This window comes from Hydrogenophaga sp. BPS33, assembly GCF_009859475.1.
Classification (GTDB): Bacteria; Pseudomonadota; Gammaproteobacteria; order Burkholderiales; family Burkholderiaceae_C; genus Hydrogenophaga.
The window spans coordinates 1,571,423-1,590,769 of the sequence record NZ_CP044549.1 but is presented as its reverse complement, the minus strand read 5'-3'; the positions used below and the strand labels follow the sequence as shown (position 1 = coordinate 1,590,769).

Below are 19,347 nucleotides of genomic sequence, written 5' to 3'. Positions count from 1 at the left end.
CCCATGAGCACAAGCAAAAAGAAGACCTCCAACGTCGAAGAAGAGACCCAGCAGGTCAGTGTCTTCATCGACCGGTCGCAATATGTCCCACACCTCCTTAACATTCTGAATAATCGAATTTCCTCTGGTGCGTCGGATCTCTACATCAAGCGCTTTGGCGTCGGGATCAACGACTGGCGCGTCCTGAGCATCGTCGCCCGCTACCCCGGCTGCATCGCGACATTCGCAGCCGAGAAAATGGAAGTGCATAAAGCCATCGTCAGCCGAGCGATGCAAGTGCTGGTTGACCATGGTTACGTGCGCCTTGAACCACAGGGCAAGGAGAAGCTTGTTTTCCTCACGCCGCAGGGGAAGCGCCTCTACGAGAAGATCGCCAAGGTCGCACTGGCGCGTGAGAAGCTGCTGCTTCGCGGCCTGTCCGAAGAACGCAAGGCGCAGCTGAGGACGCTGCTCGCGCACCTCACGGCGAACGTGCCTGCCATGAACGAGCACTTCGCGCGCGATGACAAGTAGTGCACTACAACATGCGCCCCTCAGGGTGGAGGTGATCTGCGAGGGCCTCTCATTCCCGGAGGGGCCGGTTTGGCTTCCGGACGGTTCCGTCCTGGTGGTCGAGATTCGTTCGGGAAACCTGACACGTATCAGCAAAGCTGGCGAGAAGTCGACGGTTGCGTACGTCGGAGGCGGTCCCAACGGTTTGGCGATTGGCCCCGACGGCGCGTATTACATCTGCAACAACGGCGGGTTTGAATGGCACGACCACCCCGATGGGCGCCAGACCCCCGGCCTGCAAGCGCAGGGCTACATCAGCGGGTCCATCCAGCGGGTTGACCCGCAAACGGGTGAGGTCCGGGTCCTGTACGACAAGTGCGGGCCTCATGCGCTTCGCGGCCCAAACGACATCGTTTTTGACGCTCACGGCGCGTTCTGGTTTACCGATCTGGGCAAACGCCGCGACCGTTCAATGGACCACGGTGGCGTGTACTACGCATGGCCGGATGGATCGAAGATCGTGGAAGTGATCTACCCAATGAACACGCCGAATGGCATCGGGCTGTCCCCTGGGGGTGATCGCCTCTATGTGGCGGAAACTTCTCCCGGACGCCTCTGGGCATTTGACATAGCGGGTCCGGGAAGCGTGCACCAGGCCGTCACCGACCGACCCCATGGAGGGGAATTGCTTGCTGGCCTGCCCGGTTTCCAGCTATTTGATTCCCTTGCCGTGCAAGACAGTGGACACATCTGCGTCGCGACCCTTTTCAACGGAGGCATCACAGTCGTGTCACCCGATGGTCAATCCATCGAACACGTTCCACTGCCTGACCCCTTTACAACGAATATCTGCTTTGGCGGGGCGGAGCTGCGCGAAGCCTTTGTGACACTTTCGTCCACGGGGCAGTTGGTCAGGGTTACTTGGCCGCGGCCAGGCCTGCGCCTGAATGCCGATAGGAAGGCGTGCCAATGATCAACGAAGCCGTGGAATTCGCTGTCGAGCTGCGGTTTCCGGAGGGGCCGGTGGTGATGCAGGACGGGTCGGTCATCGTGGTTGAGATTGCCGCGGGCTGCGTGATCCGCTGCTGGCCGGATGGCCGCGTGACCACAATAGCTGTGGTCGGCGGTGGACCAAATGGCGCAGCGCTGGGGCCCGATGGGAAGCTCTATGTGTGCAACAACGGCGGCATGGCCTGGCACCGGGACCCGGATGGCGGACTCTATCCCCACGGCCGAGCTGAAAACTATACCGGCGGCTCGATCCAGCGCGTTTCCATAGAGAACGGCACGGTGGAGACGCTCTACCGCGACGTGGGCGGGACAGCGCTCTCGGCACCGAACGACATCGTCTTCGACGAAAGCGGCGGATTCTGGTTCACCGACCTCGGCGAGATCTCCGGAACCCATATCGCGCGCGGTGGCGTGTGCTACGCGCGCTGCGACGGAACGTGCATCCGGCAAGTGGTGTTTCCCATGCTCACGCCCAACGGCATCGCCTTATCCCCGGACGGGAAAAGCCTGTATGTCGCAGAAACGCTCACGGCGAGACTCTGGCGGTTCGAGGTTGTCGCACCCGGCGAGCTGGCCCTGCGCTCCTGGCCCGCGATCTCACCGGGCGATCTTCTCTACGTGGCACCGGAGTATTGCAACTTCGACTCCATAGCCGTGGAGGCGAACGGCAACATCTGTGTGGCCACTCTTGGCATCGGCGGCATCACCGTTGTGTCGCCGTCGGGGCAGCGCGTCGAGTTTGTTGCCTACCCCGACCGCGCAACAACAAATCTCTGTTTTGGCGGCGCAGACATGCGAAGTGCCTACGTCACCCAATCCCGCACCGGCCGGCTGCTCATGCAGTCCTGGGCCCGCGAGGGCCTCGCTCCCGCGTTTGGCCGGCAACCACGATAGCAAACCAAGGAGACATCATGTCGTTTTCCCGACGCGCCGTTTTGCGCGCAGCCTCTCTCACGCCGCTCTATACGCTCGCCCTCCACGCTGGCGCGCAGCAATTCCCCGCACGGCCGATCAAGCTGGTGGTGCCGTATCCGCCAGGCGGCACGTTCGACGCTATCTCACGCCTGCTCGCGGACAAGTTGTCAGTGGGTCTCGGCCAACCGGTCATCGTCGAGAACAAGCCCGGCGCGAACGGGATGATTGCGCTCTCCAGCGTGGCGAAGAGCACGCCAGATGGCTACACGCTGGTGGTGACGGGAACGTCGCTGGTATTGAACTTCGCTTCATTCAAGACGGTCTCCTACCGCCTTGATGAATTCACGGCAGTCGGGGGCCTGGTAGATATGCCGCTGGCCATCGGAGTGAACCCGGCCTTTCCGGCCAAAACCTTTCAGGAACTGGTCGCTGCAATTCACGCTGCGCCAGACAAGTACTCAATCAGCACCTCGGGCACGATCGAGGAGATCATCTTGGCCGAGCTCAGGAAAACCGCCAACCTGAAGTTCCAGACCATTCCCTATCCCGGTGCGGCCCCATCGCTCAATGCGGTCGTTGGCGGCATTGTCCCCATCATCATCACCGCAGCCGGCGCTGCGCAGCAACTGCACAACGCCGGCAAAGTCCGGCTCCTGGCGATCACGGGCGGCCAGCGTCTGAGTGCCTTGCCTGGCGTCCCGACTATTGCCGAGCTGGGCATTCCCATCAAGGACATGTCAAGCTGGTGCGGTGTTTTGGCACCCGCCAAAACACCAGATGCGGTTGTCAGGCGCCTCTCCGATGAAGTTCAGAAGGCCATGCAGAGTCCTGAGGTCGGCACCCGCATTGCGGCGCTGTCGATGGCAGTCAATGCGCGCGATGCTGCCCAGTTCTCGCGCTTTACCGAGTACGAAGCTTCCAAATGGAAACAGGCCGCGGCAGAGGCGGGGATCAAACCTGAATAGCATTCAGGATCGGGCGTCAGGGCCGAAATCGGCGATCGCTTCTGCAGTCGAAACCGATCGCGGTCCCGGTTCCTTCCTACCCCGATGTAAATGGATTTCAACGAACCAATCAGCTCCCAGCCGGCATCTGGGCTGCTGAGAGACGTGGGGACGTAGTCTCGTTTTCAAAGTGTCGTTGAAGCCCATTGAAGAAATGCTTGGGAACTCTGGCGTAGCTGTCCGGCGCACGTCGATTTCTCTCCCATTGTTCCTCCTCCCAATCGGTGGTCCCTTGCCATCGAGCGCTTTCTACGACCAAGGACTCGCATTGTGAAGCGGCCTAGGGTGCAAGGGAGATACTTGGCCCGAGTCGCTCACTCCATCTCGGCGCTAAGCTCCGCAGCCACCGACAGCACCTTCCTTCTGCGGCCCGCGTCGAGACCTCCGTACTGGATCAAAAACTCGGCCAGCCGCTCGTCGTCGCAATAGAAGTACGCCACCGGAATCTTGAGCACTTTGGCCAAGTTCTGCGCCGTGGCGAATGGCGGCTCATGCACCCCGGTCTCGTAGCGACTCATTCGGGCGCTGCTTGAGCTCTCGTCCAACCCGATGGCCACCCCCAGTCTGTCTTGGGGAATTCCCGCCCGGCCGCGGGCAGCGCGCAAGCGCCGCCCGAAGAGCGAAGAGGGATCGGACAATCGAGGCATTCATCGATATTCGTAGAATGCCTTTTTTATATCTCTACGATATTCGTAGAATAAGGTGATCTACATCGTCACCCTATTCCGCGCGTGCTCAACCTCAAAGTCCTCTCTCTCCGAGATGCCGTTATCAAGTTCCTGCAATCCCACCCTGGCCAGGAGTTCAAGTCCCGCGAGATTGCCGACGGATTGAAGCTGGCTTTTCCCGCTCGCTTCGCGGGTAAGGAGCCCGGTCAGCTCGCAGGTGAGATTGGCTCCGGTGGTCCTCAATGGCTGGCGAAATGCCCTACGCTGCACCGTTCCGAAGAATCGCCCCGCCGTTATTGGTGGGCGCCGGAGGCGTCTGTCTTTGAGCCAGAACCAATTTCATTGGCGGAACCCTCGATTCAAAGTGAACACGCGCTCTACCCGTTGCTGGCCACGTTCCTGATCTCTCGCCATCGCAAGATCTTCCCCAAGCGCATCGACGAGAAGAAGTCGTCAAACACCCAAGGCAAGGAAGGCAACAGGTGGCTGCATCCTGACATGGTGGGACTAGAAGAGTTGGCCGCCGGGTGGAGCTATGAGATGAAGAGCCTGAGCGCCAAATCGGGAGCGCAACAGGCCAAGCTCTGGTCCTTCGAGGTCAAGGTCGACGTGCCACGCGGCAAGGTTCGGGAGTATTACTTCCAGGCCGTCTCGAATTCCAGCTGGGCCAACTACGGTTACCTGGTGGCGGTCAACATCAAGGACGATGCGATGACGGAGCTGCGCTTGCTCAACGAGCTGCACGGCATCGGTGTGATCCGCCTCAACCCTGATAACCCGGCGGACGACAGCGCCATCGAGATTCCGGCCCGTGAGCGTCTGGAAGTGGACTGGGGAACCTGCAACCGGATCGCAACCGAGAACAAGGATTTCCTGCGGTTCATTCAGCTCACTGCCCATTTCTACGACACCAAGGCTACCAGTCCCAAAGAGTGGGACATCCCACTAGCTGTTGCCGCGCAGATGTGACATGGTTGTCTGACTAAAAGAAGGAAAAAAGCGATGTGGCTGATCACGCCGGTGGGATTTTTCAGTGTGGTGCGCAAGCCCACCGACATCAAGAACAAGACGCTCACCGTGCGTGCACGAGTGCGCACTGACCTGGAAGCACTCAAGGCGCAGTTTCTGCCAGAGCTGGGCGCGATCCAGGAAAGCGCTGTGAACGACTACAAGTTCCGAGGCGTGGCGCCCCAGGCCGCTGTCGCACAAGCCATGGCTCGCCTCGTTGAAAACATGGACTACTCGAACTTCAAAGATGAGGTGGCCAAACAGCAAGGCCAACCACGCTCCGCGCTGTACCACGATGTCTGGTCAGTGCTGTACCGGCTGCAGCAACGATGACCAGCAAGTTCTCTTCCGGAATCAGTAAGTACGGCTTTTCAAAAGGCGTTGCGTGCGTTCATCCGCAGTTGGACGATGACGGCAAGCAAGTCACGATTCTTCGGTCGAGCACGCCCAGCTCGCTTTCGACCTGGAGCGATCCTGATTGCAGCGCAGCGGTCATCCCGGACGGTGACATGCCGTTCGTGTTGAACGGTGTGCCGTTTCAAACTTGGAAAGATCCTCCGTCACGTGCTCAGGATTGGGAGGTGCTGGCTCAAGCGTCCACCGTGGACGAGCCAGCCTTCGATCCACCCGAGGGCCTGGCTTCGGCAGCGGGCGTGGTGATCCAAGAGCCCGATGGGCGCATCTGGTTGGTATGCCCGACGAATCAGTTCGGAGGATATGAGATCACGTTTCCAAAGGGACGTACCGACGGCAAGAGCCTGCAGGCCACTGCGGTGACCGAGGCCTTTGAGGAATGTGGTCTTCGGGTTCGGCTCCTGCGGCACTTGGTCGATGTCAAACGCTCGACGACCTACACGCGCTACTACTTGGCTGAACGAGTTGGGGGCACGCCCGCCGCCATGGGTTGGGAAAGTCAGTGCGTCTTGCTTACGCCGCGCTCATTGCTGGGGACGCTTCGCCTGCTGACTCCGGACACATCGGTGGTACAAGCATTGACGACGTTGTCAAACCCTCAGCACTGAGCGCGGAACTGCTCGTCGCGAACCTTCTTGCGCTCTGCACGAATCCAGTCTTGCATTTGTGCACTCTGAGGCTGCCTGGCGAGTGCATCGAGGTGGGCTACACGGGCCTTGAATCCCTCACACAGCTGTCGTCGCGTAGGCTGCGGCCCATTCTGAATGATGGTTGTAGTGGATTCGACCGTCCGAGGTTGCTGATTGAGTCTCTGCCGCCCCAGTTCCACCTGCTGATCGAACCGCATACCGTTGGGCACCGTCAAGATGCGTTCGACCAAGCCCTGATGATTGTTGCAATGGGAGTTGGCCCAGAAAGTCCCACCGCTGTATGCGCGACAAAAGAAGAGCTCGGCAGTGTGGGCCACGGACGCGAGGAGCAGTGATGAAACGAAGACTACGATCTGAAGCATTCCTGGGTTCCATGGCAGACGGGTGAACAAGAGCCTCCGGACCCTACTAGAAATGGAATGAGGTGCGCTGCAGGTTTACCGTTTTTCGTGACGGCTGACACAGAGCGGCGCTCGAATGTCTCGGACTCTCGGCAAGTCGCTTGACTAGGCTGCTCGGGGCGCACCAATGCGATAGCCACGACTTCTGCGAGAACCGTGCTGACCGTCAGTAAGGTACCGAGAGGCCCGAGAACTCCCCAAGTAGCTATCATCACCTACATGCATCTTGAAGAGATCGACATCAGCGAACTGCGCACGAGCATGCGCCTTGGTCTCGACTTCATCGTGGCCCATCGCATCGCCCACGACTGTTCCTATAGGGTCAGGATGGAGTGGTCGGTCCCTGTGTCTTCAACAGGGCCCTGAGCAGTTTGACGGCAAGATTCTGGTTCTTCGGGGACAAGGCCCTGAAATACTTCAGCAGCCGTGTCGTCTCAAGGCCCAGTTCCTCGGAAATGGCCGAGCCTTGGTCCTTGTCACTCAACGATCGCTTGGGTCGTGTCATGGCCGTGGGGTGGCCGCTCGGTTCCGGGACATGTGGGGCGCTGAGGGGCCCTTTCGGGGACTCGGCTCCTGTATCACTCGGTTTGCTCGGTCTCATCGCAACTCCCCATACGACCTCTTCCCCCCAAGCCGCTTGTATTCATCGAAGTCATTCGGTGCACTTCGTTCGCAGTACACAATGGTTTTCCCAGCGGCGTGCAATCTCTCCTTGTTGACGAAGCCTGACACCCGGCCGATCTGATTCTCCTGCTCAATCGAGCGTCGCGCGGCCGCACTCTCGCGCTTGCACCAGATCACCATGCGCTCCAGCTCGCTCAAACGCGCCGTCCCATCTTTTTCGGCCTTCTGCCGAGCCTGCGCCTTGGCCGCATCGGCCTCAAGCTGCCGTTCGTGCGCCAGCCACAGACGAGCCTCTGGTACCTTTTTGCCGACATCGTCTTGCTCGTAGTCCGCGATGAACCGCTCGATCTCCGGGATCGTCTTCATGCTGGCGAAGCGCGTCCGATATTCCTCCAGTCGCAGTTCTTGCTTGACGCCAGCGAGTTGCAGGATCAGTCCGTCCGGGTCGTTTGACCCGTACTTGTCTTCGAACTGCTTCATCGCCTGCAGCGAACCCTTAGCGCCCCCAAACGCGGCCAGGTACTCGGCCCGCTGCTGCGCCTTCTGTTGTTCGCCCACCGTCTGCAGATGCCGGTCAATGGCATCGAACACCTTCGCTTCTTGCACCACCTTCTGCATGCCCGGTACGTTGACCACCTTGTATCCGGTGGAGTGCGCGTCGCGCCACGTGAAAAACGCCGAATCGCATGCTGCAAGGCCTGGTCGCGACGGTGAGCCGCTGATGCAGTAGATATACGGTTGACCCGCCAAGTACACGCTCCCTGCGCTCTGGAACGGCGCCACGACGTACATGACTTTGCGCGTCGCATCCGCATACAAGACCTCCTGACAGGGCTGCGGCGAATTCGCGCCCACGTGCGAGCGCCACTCACCGCTTGTGAAGAAACCCGCTGTGCTTGCGTCTCGGTACATGCAAATCTTGAGCAACTGTTCGGCATAGTCTTCTTGCTTCTTTTTGCAGGCGGCGCCGATGCAGATCTCGCCGTCACTTCCCAAGGTGGCGGTTGGCATGATCCTCCACCGATCCTGTTGGGTTTGGGCGGATGCTTGTGCCCATGCATGGCCAGGCGCCACGAGCACGGTGCTGGCAAGGAACACCAGGGCGCCAAGGATTTTCTTTTTGATTTTCATGGAACGCTCCGGATTCAACGGCAGGTCAAGGCGAACTGCCCATCCACCAGCACATGCATCAGGTTGCGATCCGAGGTCTGTACGGCCAGCAAGACTTCCACCGGCCTGCCGCCCTGGCGCCCACGAAACGTCGTCATGGACATGGTCCCATCCATCGCATTGCTCCGCAGAAGGTCGTAGTTCTTCAAGATATCCATGAACTCGGCCAAGTTGTCGAGGGTGGAGCGGCACATCAGCTTGTCAAAAATGAAGGTGTCCGGTATTTCGGTCTTGAGCTTGGAAGACGTGATCGCGAATGGCCGGTAGTGCTCGGTCTTCTGGGGACGGAGAGTCGTCTGGGCGTGGACAGCGCCGCCAAGGAGCGAAAGTGCCGCGAGCAGCAAGAAAGCGCGACGGCCCGGGCGGAGGAAAAAAGGCAAATTCAACATGAAAAACTTTTGAGTGGTTTTTGGGAGTCGCGAGCTTAACTCTGTAGCTACCAACTTGGTAGTAAATGTTTTCACGCTAGACCAGACCATTCGCCCTTTGTGTTTCTTGGGGCTTGAATGTCAGTGTTTGGGAAGCGCCTGAAAGCGGCGCGCACGGAAGTGGGACTTTCACAAGAGGGGCTGGGCATCGAGGCCGGTCTCGATCCCATGTCGGCCAGCGCCCGCATGAACCGCTACGAAGTCGGCGCGCGCTCACCGAACTACGACCTGGTGGTGGCCCTGGCGAAGGTTCTGAAACTCCCCGCCGCCTACTTCTATGCGGCGCGTGAGGATGAGGCGGAGTTACTGCGCCTGTATCACCGCCTGCCAGCGGAAGCCCGCCGCAAGATGCTGGACGCTCTGCGAGCGCAAAGCGACAACGGCTAGATGCCTGCGTGGAAGCTGCTCGTCGCTTCCATACCCAGCATCTTTCGCTGCTGTGCCCAGTCCATCGGAAATGGCACGGCCGTGATCAGCCGCGTGGCGTTGAGTTCGCTGGGGTGATCCCCTCGTTCGATCGCCTGCACGATGTCCGGCGCCAACAAGCCCACGTTGATCACCCGGCTGACGTACCTCGCGCTGAGCTCTTCCCGCTCGGCGATGGTTTCAATCGTCTGACCTCCGAAGGTAAGCATCTTGAGCAGCGTCTTGGCCTTGCCCATCAACGCCACAAGGCCGGGATCGGGATCTCGCTGCTGCTGGTTGCCGGGCCCTCCATTACCAATGACCAGGCGCACGGCCATGCCGCTGCGCTTGCGCTCGATCTGGACGTCGACGATGGCCTCCCCCTGCCCTTCTCCGGCCTTTTGGAGTCCACAGCCGATCAGGTCCAGCGTGATGCGAACGCATGTCGGCGCCACCTCAACCCGGCTCACGCACGACCTCAGCTCAGACGTTCCGGCTGCCACCGTCTGGGTCGCGTTCACGCCCTTCTGCAAGGATAAAGTGAGCCGTTTCGCTTCTTTCAATACGTAAGCCGCCTGCTGGGCATCGCCCCAGCCCACCGCGTCGAGCACCAGCTTTTGATTGGACGCCCAGTTCACGATGGCGGTGGAGACCAACTGTTCAATCTCTGTCGCAGGAAGACGGATCGGCTCACCCGGGTCATCGGCCGGGGTCACGTAGTAGCGGTAGCGCTTCTTGCCCTTGGTGGTGTGAGAAGGGATCAACCTGCGGCCGGTTTCATCGAACACCTTGCCGCTGAGCGGGCTGGGGTTCTGGGCGTGGGATTGGGTTTTCTGTCCTTGCCGGTTGGACTCCAGGCGCTTCTGTACGGCGGTCCAGAGTTCCGTCGCAATGATGGCGGTGTGCTGCCCCGGGTGGTTTTCCCCCTTGTGGTGAACCATGCCCGCATAGATCGGGTTGCTGAGAATGCGGTGCAGGTGGCCACGGCTGAAAGCCTTGTTACCGCCAAAGCCGATGCGCTTGTTCTCGCGTTCCGGTGTCAACCAACCTTTGGCCTGGACTTCCTCGCTCAAGCGCCGAATGCACTTGAGCTTCAGGTACAGCACATAGATCTCCTGGACGCGGGAGGCGTGGGGTTCGTCCAATTCCAGGGTGCGGCCATTGGCCCGGTACCCCACCGGGGGAACACCGCCCATCCACATGCCCTTGCGCTTGGACGCAGCGATCTTGTCGCGGATGCGCTCACCGGTGACTTCACGTTCGAACTGGGCGAAGGACAGCAGGACGTTCAAAGTCAGCCGACCCATGGAGGTGGTGGTGTTGAACTGCTGCGTGACCGAGACGAAGGACACACCCATGGCGTCGAAAAGCTCCACCAGCTTGGCGAAGTCGGCAAGGGACCGGGTCAGGCGGTCCACCTTGTAGACCACGATCACCTTGACCAGGCCGGCCTCGATATCGGCGATCAGGCGCTTCAGAGCCGGCCGCGCGACGTTGCCGCCGGAGAAGCCGCCATCGTCGTAGGCGGTGGGGATGGGAGTCCATCCCAGGCTCTTCTGGCTCAGGACATAGGCTTCGCAGGCCTCGCGCTGCGCATGCAGCGAATTGAAGTCCTGCTCCAGGCCCTCCTCGGAAGATTTTCGGGTGTAGATCGCACAGGCCAGAGATGGAATGGCGAGGGAGCCCGATGCAATGGACGTACCAGAAGATGCCTTGCTCGCCATCAGCGCTTGACTCCGAAGAAGGCCGGGCCCGACCACGGGGTGCCGGTGATGGCACGGGCAATGGCGCTCAGACTCTTGTAGGTTTCGCCCGCATATTCGAAACCTTGGGAGATCACCAGAACCTCGTGGGTGGCACCTCGCCATTCGCGAATCAGACGGGTGCCTTGGCGCAGACCAGGGGCGGGACGGCCCGATGCAGCCGGGTCGGGTAAGACTGGGACGGATTGCGATGGAGGCGGTTTAACGCCGCTGGCTTCGCACTGGGCATGCCAGGCCAAAATGCCGCGCATCAACCCGATGTGCACGCGCGCCGGTGGATCGCACTTGAACAAACCTTGCCAGCGCGAGGCGAGAAACTCGCGATCAGCCGACTGCAACGAATCCAACGCACTCATGGAGCCGAGGCCTCCATGATGCGATAGACGCGCACACCCTCTTCCACGAGGCATTGCACGTTCAGTCCCAGGCGCTTGCGCAGAGATCCGCTGATGGTGCCGCGCACCGTGTGGGGTTGCCATCCGGTGAGCGATGTCAGCTGGGCCATGGACGCGCCCGAGGCAGCGCCCAACAGGGAGATCAGTTGGGATTGCTTGCTCCGGGACGGATCAGGCGCGGTCGGTTTGACTGGAGCTGCGGCGCGCTTGCGCAGTGACGGCGAAGCCGTTTTAACGGGCACCTTCGAAGAGGAGCGTTGCGACGTTTTGCGTGCGACCGGCTTGGAAGAAGTCGGGCGGCGTGTAGCGAGAACTAATTTGGACTTGACTGGGTTTGATGACGAACGTTTCATTTGAGGCTCCGGTGCCAACGCGGCACCGGGGTAGTAACGCTCTACCTTCGCAACGGCTCAAGTCCGTTCGCGAGTAGTTGTAGTGAACAGTCGTCATTGCGCGGATTGACTTGCATTCATGTCGGAATTCGCGGATGTAAACCACTCTGCCGTGAAGTTGTGTGGGTGGCCGGATGCGAGGGGTGGGTTTTCACCGAGGGGCAAAACAGATCCAAAAATGCACGGCACAATCATCCGACGATGGAACCACAAGACTTGCAAGACCATGAATTGAAGGCCCAGGCGCACGAATGGAGAACGCGTGCGCTGCGAGGGGAAAAGCATGCGCGAGGCATCGCGCATGCGCTGGAGCGAGAAGTCCGGCGCCGCTTTTCGACACCGTCGAACGACACCGTTTATGACGCTTTGGATTTGCGCCCACTGGAGCAACGGCAGGAAGAAGCGCTACGTCCATCGTGGAAGTTCTGGTGAAGCACAGAGCACCGCAAGTGCGCGTCTAAATTCAAGAGGCGTGCTCATCAACGCATGGACACGGAAGCCACAAGGGGAGCGGACCGAGTCGTCGAGCTTCTTCTCCTTCCAGCATGCGCATACCTGAAGGCAAGATGAAGCGCCGCAAGGACCATCTCGTGCCACTGCCCAAGCAGGCACTCACAATCCTTAAAAATCTCAAGGCGTGCAGCCGAGGCAGTGACTACGTGTTCCCCAATGATCTGCGGCCTGATCGCCCCATGTCCGAGAACGCGGTCCTCTATCTGATCGACAGGTTGGCTACAAAGGAATGATGACCGGCCATGGCTTGCGCACCGTGGGCAGCACCTGGGCCAATGAGGGCGGATACAGCGCCGACGCAATCGAGCGCATGCTTGCGCATTCACCCGACGACAAGGTTCACGCGGCATACAACCGAGCTGAGTTCCTGCCCGAGCGACGCAAGATGCTGCAGGACTGGGCTTACTGGCTCATTCCTGAGCAGTTTCTGCACCCATAGTGTCTCAGCATAGGTTCTGACCGGAGTGCAATGGCCCACCAGATGGCCATGTTCGAAGACTACCGGCATCAGGCCAACAGGTCTCTACCGAGGCCGCGCTCAGACAACTTTGAGCGCAAAATTGCCCTGCGTCGCTGAAAAAAGGATGGTGCTTATGCAAGTGATCGCCGCCGCCTACGTTCGTATGTCGACAGATCAACAAGATCTGTCCATCGGTACACAGCTCGGCGTAGACACTCCGCGCAAATTGGAGCCCCTTCTTACCCCCGAAGCGTTGCTTGAAAGCGTGCGCGCTCACTTGATGAGACACGTCGCCAATAAAGCGCTACGGCAAGCCTGACTTGCCGTCTTCCTCAACGATCGCCAGTGAGACCCGGACGGCGATTTCATGCGCCGCATGTTTCCATGACCACCCCTCGGGCATCTCTGATAAGTCTGTCTCCGACAGCGCCAGAAGTACCCGACGCTCCAGCGAATCGCGTGCGGCTGTGATCTGGGCTAGGTGATGAAGTCGAGTCCCAATCGCATGCACATGCGAAGTTCGGCAATATCGATCTGGTCCGGGTCCATGCTCAACATGCTAGCGCTATGCGAGTAAGGCGCCTAGGAACATCGACCTGCCAATAGTCCCCGATGTTCGCCACCGACGCGCGATCATGCGGAATAGGTCACAACACGACAGATTGATTGCGCGTCATGACGCTCTGGCACCGATGATGGATCGACCTCGCGTGGCAGAAGTTGCTACGCTCGTCTATTGCATTGACAGAGAAAAGTATGGGACTGACTGACCGCGACTACATGCACGAGCGACACCGAAGCGCCGCGTCCGTCAATGGCTGGTCAAAGTCGCGCATCGTGTGGTGGACCATCGGCATCTGCGCTGCGCTCTATCTCGCAGTCAAATATCTCGTGGTGCCCGCCGGGGGCCTACCCTTCCCGCCTCACGGCCAGGTGATGTGGTACGTCAGTGCGCCCGATGCCACTGGCGCGCCTCTCACGATCAAAGCACCAGCGCGAGGCGATCAACTCCACGCGGTGCGCATCAACGAGGCCGGGACCGGGCGGCTCGTTGGGCTTGTGCCGCTGCGCGTGGGTGAGACCGTGAGCGTTAGCGTGCCGCTGGGAACCTATGAGTTCGTTTTTGCCAGTGGTCGAAGTTGGCACGGGCCGGAAAAGCTCTTCGGATTCACCGGCAAGAAAACGAAGACCGCCGAGCCGCTGAACTTCTACAGGACCGGTAGCCAGACGATGGGCCACACGATTGACCTCACGCAGCGGGTTGATGGCAACTTGCCGACAAGGCCGCTCGCGCCCTTTGAAAAGTAGCGTTGAGCTGCCGGCACGGAGGGGCCAGGTACATGCGGTGGATTTCAACAACCAAACAGGGCATTGTCACGTTGGCGATGCCAGGTCGCAAGGCTTGCAGGGGATCAAAGGCTCAGAAGGCGGCGGACGGATCTTGGGTGCTACCGGTGAAAAGGCGCCATGCCTCAAAGCGCGCAGCGAGCTGTTTGCGGTAAAGCGATGGGCGCAGCAGGTGACGCTTGAGAGCGAAGTGACCTTGCCCCCGAAATCCGTATCCCATAGCCGAACTACGAATTGGCTTGCCTGGCCCGAGCCGCATGCCAGTCTTTCTCGAACCGCATCGGGCTGACGTACGCCAGCGTCGAGTGCAGCCGGCTCCGGTTGTACCAGAGCACCCAGTCAATCACCTCGTCCTTTGCCTGGCGGCGTGTCACGAAGCGTTGGCCATGCAGCCGTTCTACCTTCAGCGACCCGAACAGCGGCTCGCTGCAGGCGTTGTCCCAGCAGTTGCCGCGCCGGCTCATCGAGGCTGTGATGCCGTACTCGGTCAGGACGTCGCGGAAGTCCTCGCTGGCGTACTGGCTGCCCCTGTCGCTGTGGAAGATCAACCCGGCGTGCTTGCCCGGATGGCGCTTGAACCAGGCCATGCGCAGTGCATCGATGACGATGTCCCGCGTCATGTCCTCGCGCAGCGACCAGCCCACCACCTGGCGGCTGAACAGGTCGATCACCACGGCCAGGAACAGCCAGCCTTCGTCGGTCGAGATGTAGGTGATGTCGCCCACCCAGACCTTATCGGGCTCGGCCACGTCGAACTGCCGATCCAGCAGATTGGTCGCCACCGGCAGGCTGTGGTTGCTGTCCGTGGTGACCTTGAAGCGGCGCTTGCCTTTGGCCCGGATGCCGTGCAGTTGCATGAGCTTGCGCACCCGCTCCTTGCCCACGCGGATACCTCTGGCCAGCAGTTCTTTCCACGTGCGTGGCCAGCCGTAGCCGCCGCGCGTTTCGGCGTGGATCGCCTTGATGTGCACCAGCAGGGCGTCGTCGCTGAGGTGACGCCGCTGGGCATCGCTGGCACGGCGAACGAAGTGTTCGTGGTACCCGGCGATGCCGGCCTGCAGAACCCGGCATTGCACCGAGATCGGCCACACCTGGCGGTGACGGTGGATGAAGGCGTACTTCAGCTCTGCGCCTTTGCGAAGTACGCCGTCGCTTTTCCCAGGATGTCGCGCTCCATCTTCACGCGCGCCAGTTCCGCCCGCAGACGGCTGATCTCCATCTGCTCGGCACTCACGACCTTGCTGTCGGCCCCTGTGAGCTTGCCCTGGCGTTCAGCCTTGACCCAGTTGAACAATGTCTGCTCCACCACGCCCAGCGTGCGCGCAGCCGCTGCGATGCTCCGTCCACCTGTCACCAGGCGCACGGCTTCCTGCTTGAACTCCAGCGTGTAGCGCGCCCGCACTGTCTTGCTCATTTCCGATCTCCTTGCTTGCATTGAAACACTCAGCAAGGGATACGTTTTCCGGGGGCAAGGTCATTCGAGAAAACCAAATCGAGAGGTCCTTGTATCTATGCGCCTTTCACCAAGGATGTGAACTACCCTCCTTGTCAGCTTAGGGGCAACGGTGCGGAGGCGGCGACGCCCGACGGAATGCGAACACGGTCTTCTGCGATGCGCCCGGCCGTCATTACGATCACACGGTCGGCCACGTGAAAGTAGCGGTCATCGTGAGAGATGACCACAAGCGAGTGACCCTTTGCACGCAGCTCGGGCAACAGCTCGGTGTAGAAGAGATGGCGGAAGCTCGGATCCTGATCAGCCGCCCACTCGTCGAACACCAGCACCGGGCGACCTTCAAGGTAAGCATGCACCAACGCCAGGCGCTTGCGTTGGCCGGTCGACAGATCCGTGGTGCTGAAAGCGCCGTCCTTCACCGACACCTTGTGAGCAATTTCGAGCCGCTGCAAGTAGGGCAAGGCGGCCTCGGGCAGCGCCTGTTGCCGGCCCTCCTCTCCGACCACGAGATCTTCGAAGAGATAGAAGTCGGAAACACGGTGGTGAACAATTGCCGATAGTCGTCGCGCGTCTCTGGCTTCACGAGCTTGCCGTCGAGCATCAGTTCGCCCTGCTGCGGTGCGTAGAGGCCAAGCAGCAGCTTGATAAGGGTGGTCTTGCCGGAGCCGTTGTCGCCGACGATGAAGGCAATCTCTCCACGGCTGATCTTCAGGTCCACAGGTCCTAGAACGAAGGATTCACCGCCTTCGGGTGCCTCAAATGCATAGCGCACGCCGCGCAGCTCAATGGGTTCGCACAGCGGCTGTGAAGTGACGGCGGAATCCAGGCGCAGGTGCGGTTCCGGCGTGGCAAAGCGGGCAGACAGGCCGGCGATGCGCCCGAAGGCCACCCGGGCGCGGCCCAGACGTGGCATGGCGCCGATGATCTGGTCCATGGGGCCCTTGATGAACAGCAGGATCAAAACAAAACCACTGAGCACCACCGGGTCAGTCGGTTGCCACGCAGCCCAACTCAGAATCAGCGCGATCAGCATGAAGAACAGCGCCGAGCCGAAAGATGACGCGAGCACAAAAATGTTGATGGCCCGCCGATTGATGTCGCGGATGGCGTCGACAGTGCGTTCGATCTGCCCTTCGTACACGCTGGCGCGGCGATCGCGGTGCATGCGCAGTTCCTTGGCGCCTTCGCTGATGCCGCGATAGGCTTTGTGCAGCAACTCTTCCTCCTCGCGCGACTTGAAGAAGCCCGAGATGCCGATGCTGTGGGCCCTGGCTTGAACAACCACGCCGAGCAGCATCGCCACCACCAGCAACGCGAACATGGGCAGCGACAGCCAAGCGAGATAGGCCAAGCAGCCAAGCGTCACTGACAGAGAGATCATGGTCGCGGCCAGCATGAAGGCCACGTCACTGATCATGTCCACGTCCTGCGTCAGAACTGGCATCAGCCTGTGCATGCGATAGCGCTCAAGCGCGTCGATGGGCGCCGCAAGAATCTTCAGCGCCAGATCTTTACGGACCTGAGCGACAAGGCGCTGGCCCACGATGTTGTTGGATATACCGTTTTGACCCAGACTCACCGCCGGAAGCTGCCGACTTCTTCCAAAGAGCCAGTTACCTTTGCAAGGCGAACACCAAGCAGTTTGGCCTTGGTCACCACGGCTTTGGCGCCAGCCGCCACTGAAAATCCGTTCTCGACAGTGCTCATGAAACAGTGAGGTAGAGGTCGAGTACAGCCGCTGGCTGCACGAGACGTACTACACGGGCTGCCGTACTTCCGTCTGCATGTCTCGAACAGAGTCGTGGATTTACAGCCACCAGTCGCCTATTCGGAGAAAGCTACCCCTCCGCATAGGCAAAGCTGCTTTCCCAAGATCGCTGATCTCAACGCCCGCCGGCAAGTCAGACTGCTTGGCGTTCGTGCAGCCATATCGGGGGATGACAAGAAAAAACGAGATATTGAAGCGCACAGCAGACCATCATCCCTGCACCACTTTTCTTCGCTTCACTTATCCATGATTTCCCACTCCATCTCGGAGGCCATGTCAGGCAGTCGGACGAGCGCCAGTGTTGGACGCGTACCCACCACGGGTCCAGACGTTCGGCCGGCAGCAAGGCGCTGAGCGCTTCGAGCACCGCACCGCAGTCGCCCACCAGGGGCACGTCCACCGGGATCACGCGGCCGATGTTGCCGGCGTGGAGTCGATGTGGATCTTGCGCGCGCCGGGTGCGAAGTCGCTCAGGCGGCCGGTGATGCGGTCGTCAAAGCGCGCGCCCACGCAGACGATGAGGTCCGCGTGGTGCATGGCGAGGTTGGCCTCCACCGTGCCGTGCATGTCCAGCATGCCGAGAAACAACGGGTCGGACGCGGGCATGGCGCCCAGGCCCATCAGCGTGAGCGTGGTCGGCAGGTGCCACGCGCGCGCCAGTTCGGTGAAGCGCTCGCACGCGGCCTCACCCGCGTTGATCAGGCCACCACCGCCGTAGAGCACGGGGCGTTGCGCCTGGGCGATGAGCGTGGCGGCGGCTTGCAAGGCTTCTGGCGGCGGCAGCGCGGGCGCGCTCACCACTTCGGGCGCAGGCGATGGCGTGGCAGCGGCGTCCACGTTTTGCAGTTGCACGTCCTTCGGCATGTCCAGCAGCAGCGGACCGGGCCGTCCGCTGAGGGCAATGCGCACCGCTTCGGCAACCTCGTTCGCATCGCGCGGCTGGTGGTTCCACTTGGTCACCGGGCGCGAGATGCCGAGCGCATCGCACTCCTGAAACGCCTGCGTGCCGATCACGTTGCTGGCCACCTGGCCGCTGATGCACAGCACCGGCACCGAATCGCTGATGGCATCGAGCAGACCGGAGATGGTGTTGCCCACGCCTGGCCCCGAGGTCACCAGCACCACACCCAGGCGGCCGATGGTGCGCGCATAGCCTTCGGCCGCGTGCACCGCCGCCTGTTCGTGGCGCACCAGCACGTGGCGGATCGCGGGCTGGCCGTGCAACGCGTCGTACAGGGGCAGTGCGGCGCCGCCGGGGTAGCCGAAGAAGGTGTCGATGCCGCAGGCGACGAGGGTGTCCAGCAAGGTCTCGGCGCCGTTGCGCGCGGTCACCGTGGGGCCGGTGGGCGATGGATTTTCAAGGACGGCGGTGTTCATGCGCATATTTTTCGGAATGGAAGGAAAATGTGCTTCGATATTCGTGGCACATGCCATGACAACAGCGAAAACCATTCGAAAAATCGACCAAAACGGAGAAAAACCACCGGTTCAGTTCGACAAGCACGACCTGGCCATCTTGCGCGAGCTGCTGGAAGACTCGCGCCGCACGCTGCAAGAGATCGGCGCGGCGGTGAAGCTCTCGCCCACCACGTGTTGGACGCGCATCAAGCGGCTGGAGGCCGAGGGCGTGATCAAACAGTACCGCATCGAACTGGACCGCACGCGCCTGGGTTACCGCGACACGGTGATCGTGCAGCTCACGCTGGAAAGCCACACCGACGAGACGCTGTTCGAGTTTGGTCGCGTGCTGGCCGCGATACCCGAGGTGATGGAGGCCTACCTGGTCTCGGGCGATTACGACTACTTCATCCGCATCGCTGTGAAAGACACGCGCGACTACGAACGGCTGTTGCGCGAGAAGCTCTACAAGATTCCAGGTATCCGCCACAGCAAGTCCAGCTTCGTGTTGCGCATGCTCAAGGACGCGCAGGCGCCCTTGGGCCTGATCGTTAACGATCGACGATAAAAGACAGAAAGCGCTTAACATCTCGTCGCCCACTTCCTGCTGCGGCGAGTCCAGGCTCTGAACATCGCCGACACGGGACCTGTCGCGGTCGCGCCCG

22 protein-coding genes and 3 pseudogenes are annotated in these 19,347 nt (G+C 60.7%); 14 read left to right on the top strand and 11 right to left on the bottom strand.

Annotated elements, in window-relative coordinates:
* The first annotated feature begins 3 nt into the window (after window positions 1–3).
* From F9K07_RS07495 to F9K07_RS07480, 4 genes are read left to right on the top strand one after another with little or no spacing between them, the layout of a single operon-like run.
* Complete coding sequence (locus F9K07_RS07495) at window positions 4–513, top strand: MarR family winged helix-turn-helix transcriptional regulator (protein ID WP_159590920.1); 510 nt, start codon at window positions 4–6, stop codon at window positions 511–513.
* Window positions 503–1,465, top strand: a complete 963-nt coding sequence (locus tag F9K07_RS07490; RefSeq protein ID WP_159590917.1) for an SMP-30/gluconolactonase/LRE family protein — start codon at window positions 503–505, stop codon at window positions 1,463–1,465. Before F9K07_RS07495 ends, F9K07_RS07490 begins: the two co-directional genes overlap by 11 nt.
* Window positions 1,462–2,397, top strand: a complete 936-nt coding sequence (locus tag F9K07_RS07485) for an SMP-30/gluconolactonase/LRE family protein (protein ID WP_159590914.1) — start codon at window positions 1,462–1,464, stop codon at window positions 2,395–2,397. The genes F9K07_RS07490 and F9K07_RS07485 overlap by 4 nt, the downstream gene beginning before the upstream one ends.
* Window positions 2,398–2,414: 17 nt before the next feature.
* Window positions 2,415–3,383 (top strand): Bug family tripartite tricarboxylate transporter substrate binding protein, encoded by a 969-nt coding sequence (locus F9K07_RS07480; RefSeq protein ID WP_159590911.1) that lies wholly within the window; start codon window positions 2,415–2,417, stop codon window positions 3,381–3,383.
* A 353-nt stretch (window positions 3,384–3,736) separates the two neighbouring features.
* Here the strand turns inward: F9K07_RS07480 and F9K07_RS07475 are convergent, their stop codons facing one another.
* The gene (locus F9K07_RS07475; RefSeq protein WP_159590908.1) at window positions 3,737–4,069 is read right to left on the bottom strand and encodes a helix-turn-helix domain-containing protein; all 333 of its coding nucleotides are present in this window, start codon (window positions 4,067–4,069) and stop codon (window positions 3,737–3,739) included.
* Window positions 4,070–4,153: 84 nt separating this feature from the next.
* Between F9K07_RS07475 and F9K07_RS07470 the strand changes: the two genes are divergently transcribed.
* The 3 genes from F9K07_RS07470 to F9K07_RS07460 are packed head-to-tail and all read left to right on the top strand — an operon-like array spanning window position 4,154 to window position 6,120.
* Window positions 4,154–5,059, top strand: a complete 906-nt coding sequence (locus F9K07_RS07470; protein WP_159590905.1) for an HrgA protein — start codon at window positions 4,154–4,156, stop codon at window positions 5,057–5,059.
* A 33-nt stretch (window positions 5,060–5,092) separates the two neighbouring features.
* A complete protein-coding gene (locus tag F9K07_RS07465) occupies window positions 5,093–5,431 on the top strand; it encodes a hypothetical protein (protein WP_159590902.1) in 339 nt (112 codons plus the stop codon).
* Window positions 5,428–6,120: an NUDIX hydrolase gene (locus F9K07_RS07460; RefSeq protein ID WP_159590899.1), complete on the top strand. Its 693-nt coding sequence runs from the start codon at window positions 5,428–5,430 to the stop codon at window positions 6,118–6,120. The genes F9K07_RS07465 and F9K07_RS07460 overlap by 4 nt, the downstream gene beginning before the upstream one ends.
* Window positions 6,121–7,160: 1,040 nt before the next feature.
* Here F9K07_RS07460 and F9K07_RS07455 read toward each other — a convergent pair.
* On the bottom strand, window positions 7,161–8,318 hold the full coding sequence (locus F9K07_RS07455; RefSeq protein ID WP_159590896.1) for a hypothetical protein: 1,158 nt from the start codon (window positions 8,316–8,318) through the stop codon (window positions 7,161–7,163).
* A 14-nt stretch (window positions 8,319–8,332) separates the two neighbouring features.
* The gene (locus F9K07_RS07450) at window positions 8,333–8,746 is read right to left on the bottom strand and encodes a hypothetical protein (protein WP_159590893.1); all 414 of its coding nucleotides are present in this window, start codon (window positions 8,744–8,746) and stop codon (window positions 8,333–8,335) included.
* Window positions 8,747–8,863: 117 nt separating this feature from the next.
* On the opposite strand from F9K07_RS07450, the gene F9K07_RS07445 reads away from it, so the two are divergent.
* Window positions 8,864–9,172, top strand: a complete 309-nt coding sequence (locus tag F9K07_RS07445) for a helix-turn-helix domain-containing protein (protein WP_159590890.1) — start codon at window positions 8,864–8,866, stop codon at window positions 9,170–9,172.
* On the opposite strand, the gene F9K07_RS07440 is transcribed toward F9K07_RS07445, so the two are convergent.
* Genes F9K07_RS07440 through F9K07_RS32060 form a run of 3 tightly spaced genes read right to left on the bottom strand, consistent with a single transcriptional unit; the run spans window position 9,169 to window position 11,701 of the window.
* Window positions 9,169–10,914 carry a recombinase family protein gene (locus tag F9K07_RS07440; protein ID WP_159590887.1) on the bottom strand — a complete coding sequence of 582 codons (1,746 nt, stop codon included), beginning with the start codon at window positions 10,912–10,914 and terminating at the stop codon, window positions 9,169–9,171. The two genes, F9K07_RS07445 and F9K07_RS07440, sit on opposite strands and share 4 nt — an antisense overlap.
* Complete coding sequence (locus tag F9K07_RS07435; protein WP_159590884.1) at window positions 10,914–11,309, bottom strand: DUF2924 domain-containing protein; 396 nt, start codon at window positions 11,307–11,309, stop codon at window positions 10,914–10,916. The genes F9K07_RS07440 and F9K07_RS07435 overlap by 1 nt, the downstream gene beginning before the upstream one ends.
* On the bottom strand, window positions 11,306–11,701 hold the full coding sequence (locus tag F9K07_RS32060) for a DUF3489 domain-containing protein (RefSeq protein WP_159590881.1): 396 nt from the start codon (window positions 11,699–11,701) through the stop codon (window positions 11,306–11,308). The genes F9K07_RS07435 and F9K07_RS32060 overlap by 4 nt, the downstream gene beginning before the upstream one ends.
* A gap of 240 nt (window positions 11,702–11,941) precedes the next feature.
* On the opposite strand from F9K07_RS32060, the gene F9K07_RS07425 reads away from it, so the two are divergent.
* The 5 genes from F9K07_RS07425 (at window position 11,942) to F9K07_RS07405 (ending at window position 14,021) form a co-directional block, all read left to right on the top strand.
* On the top strand, window positions 11,942–12,172 hold the full coding sequence (locus F9K07_RS07425) for a hypothetical protein (protein ID WP_159590878.1): 231 nt from the start codon (window positions 11,942–11,944) through the stop codon (window positions 12,170–12,172).
* 113 nt (window positions 12,173–12,285) lie between these two features.
* Window positions 12,286–12,486 (top strand): hypothetical protein, encoded by a 201-nt coding sequence (locus tag F9K07_RS07420; RefSeq protein WP_159590875.1) that lies wholly within the window; start codon window positions 12,286–12,288, stop codon window positions 12,484–12,486.
* Window positions 12,483–12,692 carry a hypothetical protein gene (locus F9K07_RS07415; protein WP_159590872.1) on the top strand — a complete coding sequence of 70 codons (210 nt, stop codon included), beginning with the start codon at window positions 12,483–12,485 and terminating at the stop codon, window positions 12,690–12,692. Before F9K07_RS07420 ends, F9K07_RS07415 begins: the two co-directional genes overlap by 4 nt.
* A gap of 154 nt (window positions 12,693–12,846) precedes the next feature.
* Entirely contained in the window at window positions 12,847–13,032 is a 186-nt protein-coding gene (locus tag F9K07_RS07410; protein WP_159590869.1) for a hypothetical protein, read from the top strand.
* 437 nt (window positions 13,033–13,469) lie between these two features.
* On the top strand, window positions 13,470–14,021 hold the full coding sequence (locus F9K07_RS07405) for a hypothetical protein (RefSeq protein WP_159590866.1): 552 nt from the start codon (window positions 13,470–13,472) through the stop codon (window positions 14,019–14,021).
* A gap of 112 nt (window positions 14,022–14,133) precedes the next feature.
* Here F9K07_RS07405 and F9K07_RS31765 read toward each other — a convergent pair.
* From F9K07_RS31765 to F9K07_RS07390, 5 genes and pseudogenes are all read right to left on the bottom strand, one after another.
* Window positions 14,134–14,253, bottom strand: a pseudogene (locus F9K07_RS31765) (IS6 family transposase); the annotation flags it as partial.
* Between the two features lie 34 nt (window positions 14,254–14,287).
* Window positions 14,288–15,474 (bottom strand): IS3 family transposase gene (locus tag F9K07_RS07400; protein ID WP_201451527.1). Its coding sequence is split into 2 segments (ribosomal slippage): window positions 14,288–15,219 and window positions 15,219–15,474, totalling 1,188 coding nucleotides; the frame shifts between segments, so codons are not numbered across the junction.
* A 134-nt stretch (window positions 15,475–15,608) separates the two neighbouring features.
* Window positions 15,609–17,074: pseudogene (locus tag F9K07_RS07395) on the bottom strand (cyclic peptide export ABC transporter); the annotation flags it as partial.
* Window positions 17,075–17,091: 17 nt separating this feature from the next.
* Window positions 17,092–17,223: a hypothetical protein gene (locus F9K07_RS32055; RefSeq protein ID WP_268894746.1), complete on the bottom strand. Its 132-nt coding sequence runs from the start codon at window positions 17,221–17,223 to the stop codon at window positions 17,092–17,094.
* Window positions 17,224–17,549: 326 nt separating this feature from the next.
* Window positions 17,550–18,667, bottom strand: a pseudogene (locus tag F9K07_RS07390) (thiamine pyrophosphate-binding protein); the annotation flags it as partial.
* 49 nt (window positions 18,668–18,716) lie between these two features.
* Between F9K07_RS07390 and F9K07_RS07385 the strand changes: the two are divergent.
* The gene (locus F9K07_RS07385) at window positions 18,717–19,250 is read left to right on the top strand and encodes an Lrp/AsnC family transcriptional regulator (RefSeq protein WP_201451526.1); all 534 of its coding nucleotides are present in this window, start codon (window positions 18,717–18,719) and stop codon (window positions 19,248–19,250) included.
* Window positions 19,251–19,347 lie beyond the last annotated feature (97 nt).

Bases quoted from the DNA above. Each gene is read 5' to 3' on its own strand.
- F9K07_RS07495 (WP_159590920.1), top strand. From the start codon at position 4: ATGAGCACAAGCAAAAAGAAGACCTCCAACGTCGAAGAAGAGACCCAG.
- F9K07_RS07490 (WP_159590917.1), top strand. From the start codon at position 503: ATGACAAGTAGTGCACTACAACATGCGCCCCTCAGGGTGGAGGTGATC.
- F9K07_RS07485 (WP_159590914.1), top strand. From the start codon at position 1,462: ATGATCAACGAAGCCGTGGAATTCGCTGTCGAGCTGCGGTTTCCGGAG.
- F9K07_RS07480 (WP_159590911.1), top strand. From the start codon at position 2,415: ATGTCGTTTTCCCGACGCGCCGTTTTGCGCGCAGCCTCTCTCACGCCG.
- F9K07_RS07475 (WP_159590908.1), bottom strand. From the start codon at position 4,069: ATGCCTCGATTGTCCGATCCCTCTTCGCTCTTCGGGCGGCGCTTGCGC.
- F9K07_RS07465 (WP_159590902.1), top strand. From the start codon at position 5,093: ATGTGGCTGATCACGCCGGTGGGATTTTTCAGTGTGGTGCGCAAGCCC.
- F9K07_RS07460 (WP_159590899.1), top strand. From the start codon at position 5,428: ATGACCAGCAAGTTCTCTTCCGGAATCAGTAAGTACGGCTTTTCAAAA.
- F9K07_RS07455 (WP_159590896.1), bottom strand. From the start codon at position 8,318: ATGAAAATCAAAAAGAAAATCCTTGGCGCCCTGGTGTTCCTTGCCAGC.
- F9K07_RS07450 (WP_159590893.1), bottom strand. From the start codon at position 8,746: ATGTTGAATTTGCCTTTTTTCCTCCGCCCGGGCCGTCGCGCTTTCTTG.
- F9K07_RS07445 (WP_159590890.1), top strand. From the start codon at position 8,864: ATGTCAGTGTTTGGGAAGCGCCTGAAAGCGGCGCGCACGGAAGTGGGA.
- F9K07_RS07440 (WP_159590887.1), bottom strand. From the start codon at position 10,914: ATGGCGAGCAAGGCATCTTCTGGTACGTCCATTGCATCGGGCTCCCTC.
- F9K07_RS07435 (WP_159590884.1), bottom strand. From the start codon at position 11,309: ATGAGTGCGTTGGATTCGTTGCAGTCGGCTGATCGCGAGTTTCTCGCC.
- F9K07_RS32060 (WP_159590881.1), bottom strand. From the start codon at position 11,701: ATGAAACGTTCGTCATCAAACCCAGTCAAGTCCAAATTAGTTCTCGCT.
- F9K07_RS07425 (WP_159590878.1), top strand. From the start codon at position 11,942: ATGGAACCACAAGACTTGCAAGACCATGAATTGAAGGCCCAGGCGCAC.
- F9K07_RS07420 (WP_159590875.1), top strand. From the start codon at position 12,286: ATGCGCATACCTGAAGGCAAGATGAAGCGCCGCAAGGACCATCTCGTG.
- F9K07_RS07415 (WP_159590872.1), top strand. From the start codon at position 12,483: ATGATGACCGGCCATGGCTTGCGCACCGTGGGCAGCACCTGGGCCAAT.
- F9K07_RS07410 (WP_159590869.1), top strand. From the start codon at position 12,847: ATGCAAGTGATCGCCGCCGCCTACGTTCGTATGTCGACAGATCAACAA.
- F9K07_RS07405 (WP_159590866.1), top strand. From the start codon at position 13,470: ATGGGACTGACTGACCGCGACTACATGCACGAGCGACACCGAAGCGCC.
- F9K07_RS32055 (WP_268894746.1), bottom strand. From the start codon at position 17,223: ATGAGCACTGTCGAGAACGGATTTTCAGTGGCGGCTGGCGCCAAAGCC.
- F9K07_RS07385 (WP_201451526.1), top strand. From the start codon at position 18,717: ATGACAACAGCGAAAACCATTCGAAAAATCGACCAAAACGGAGAAAAA.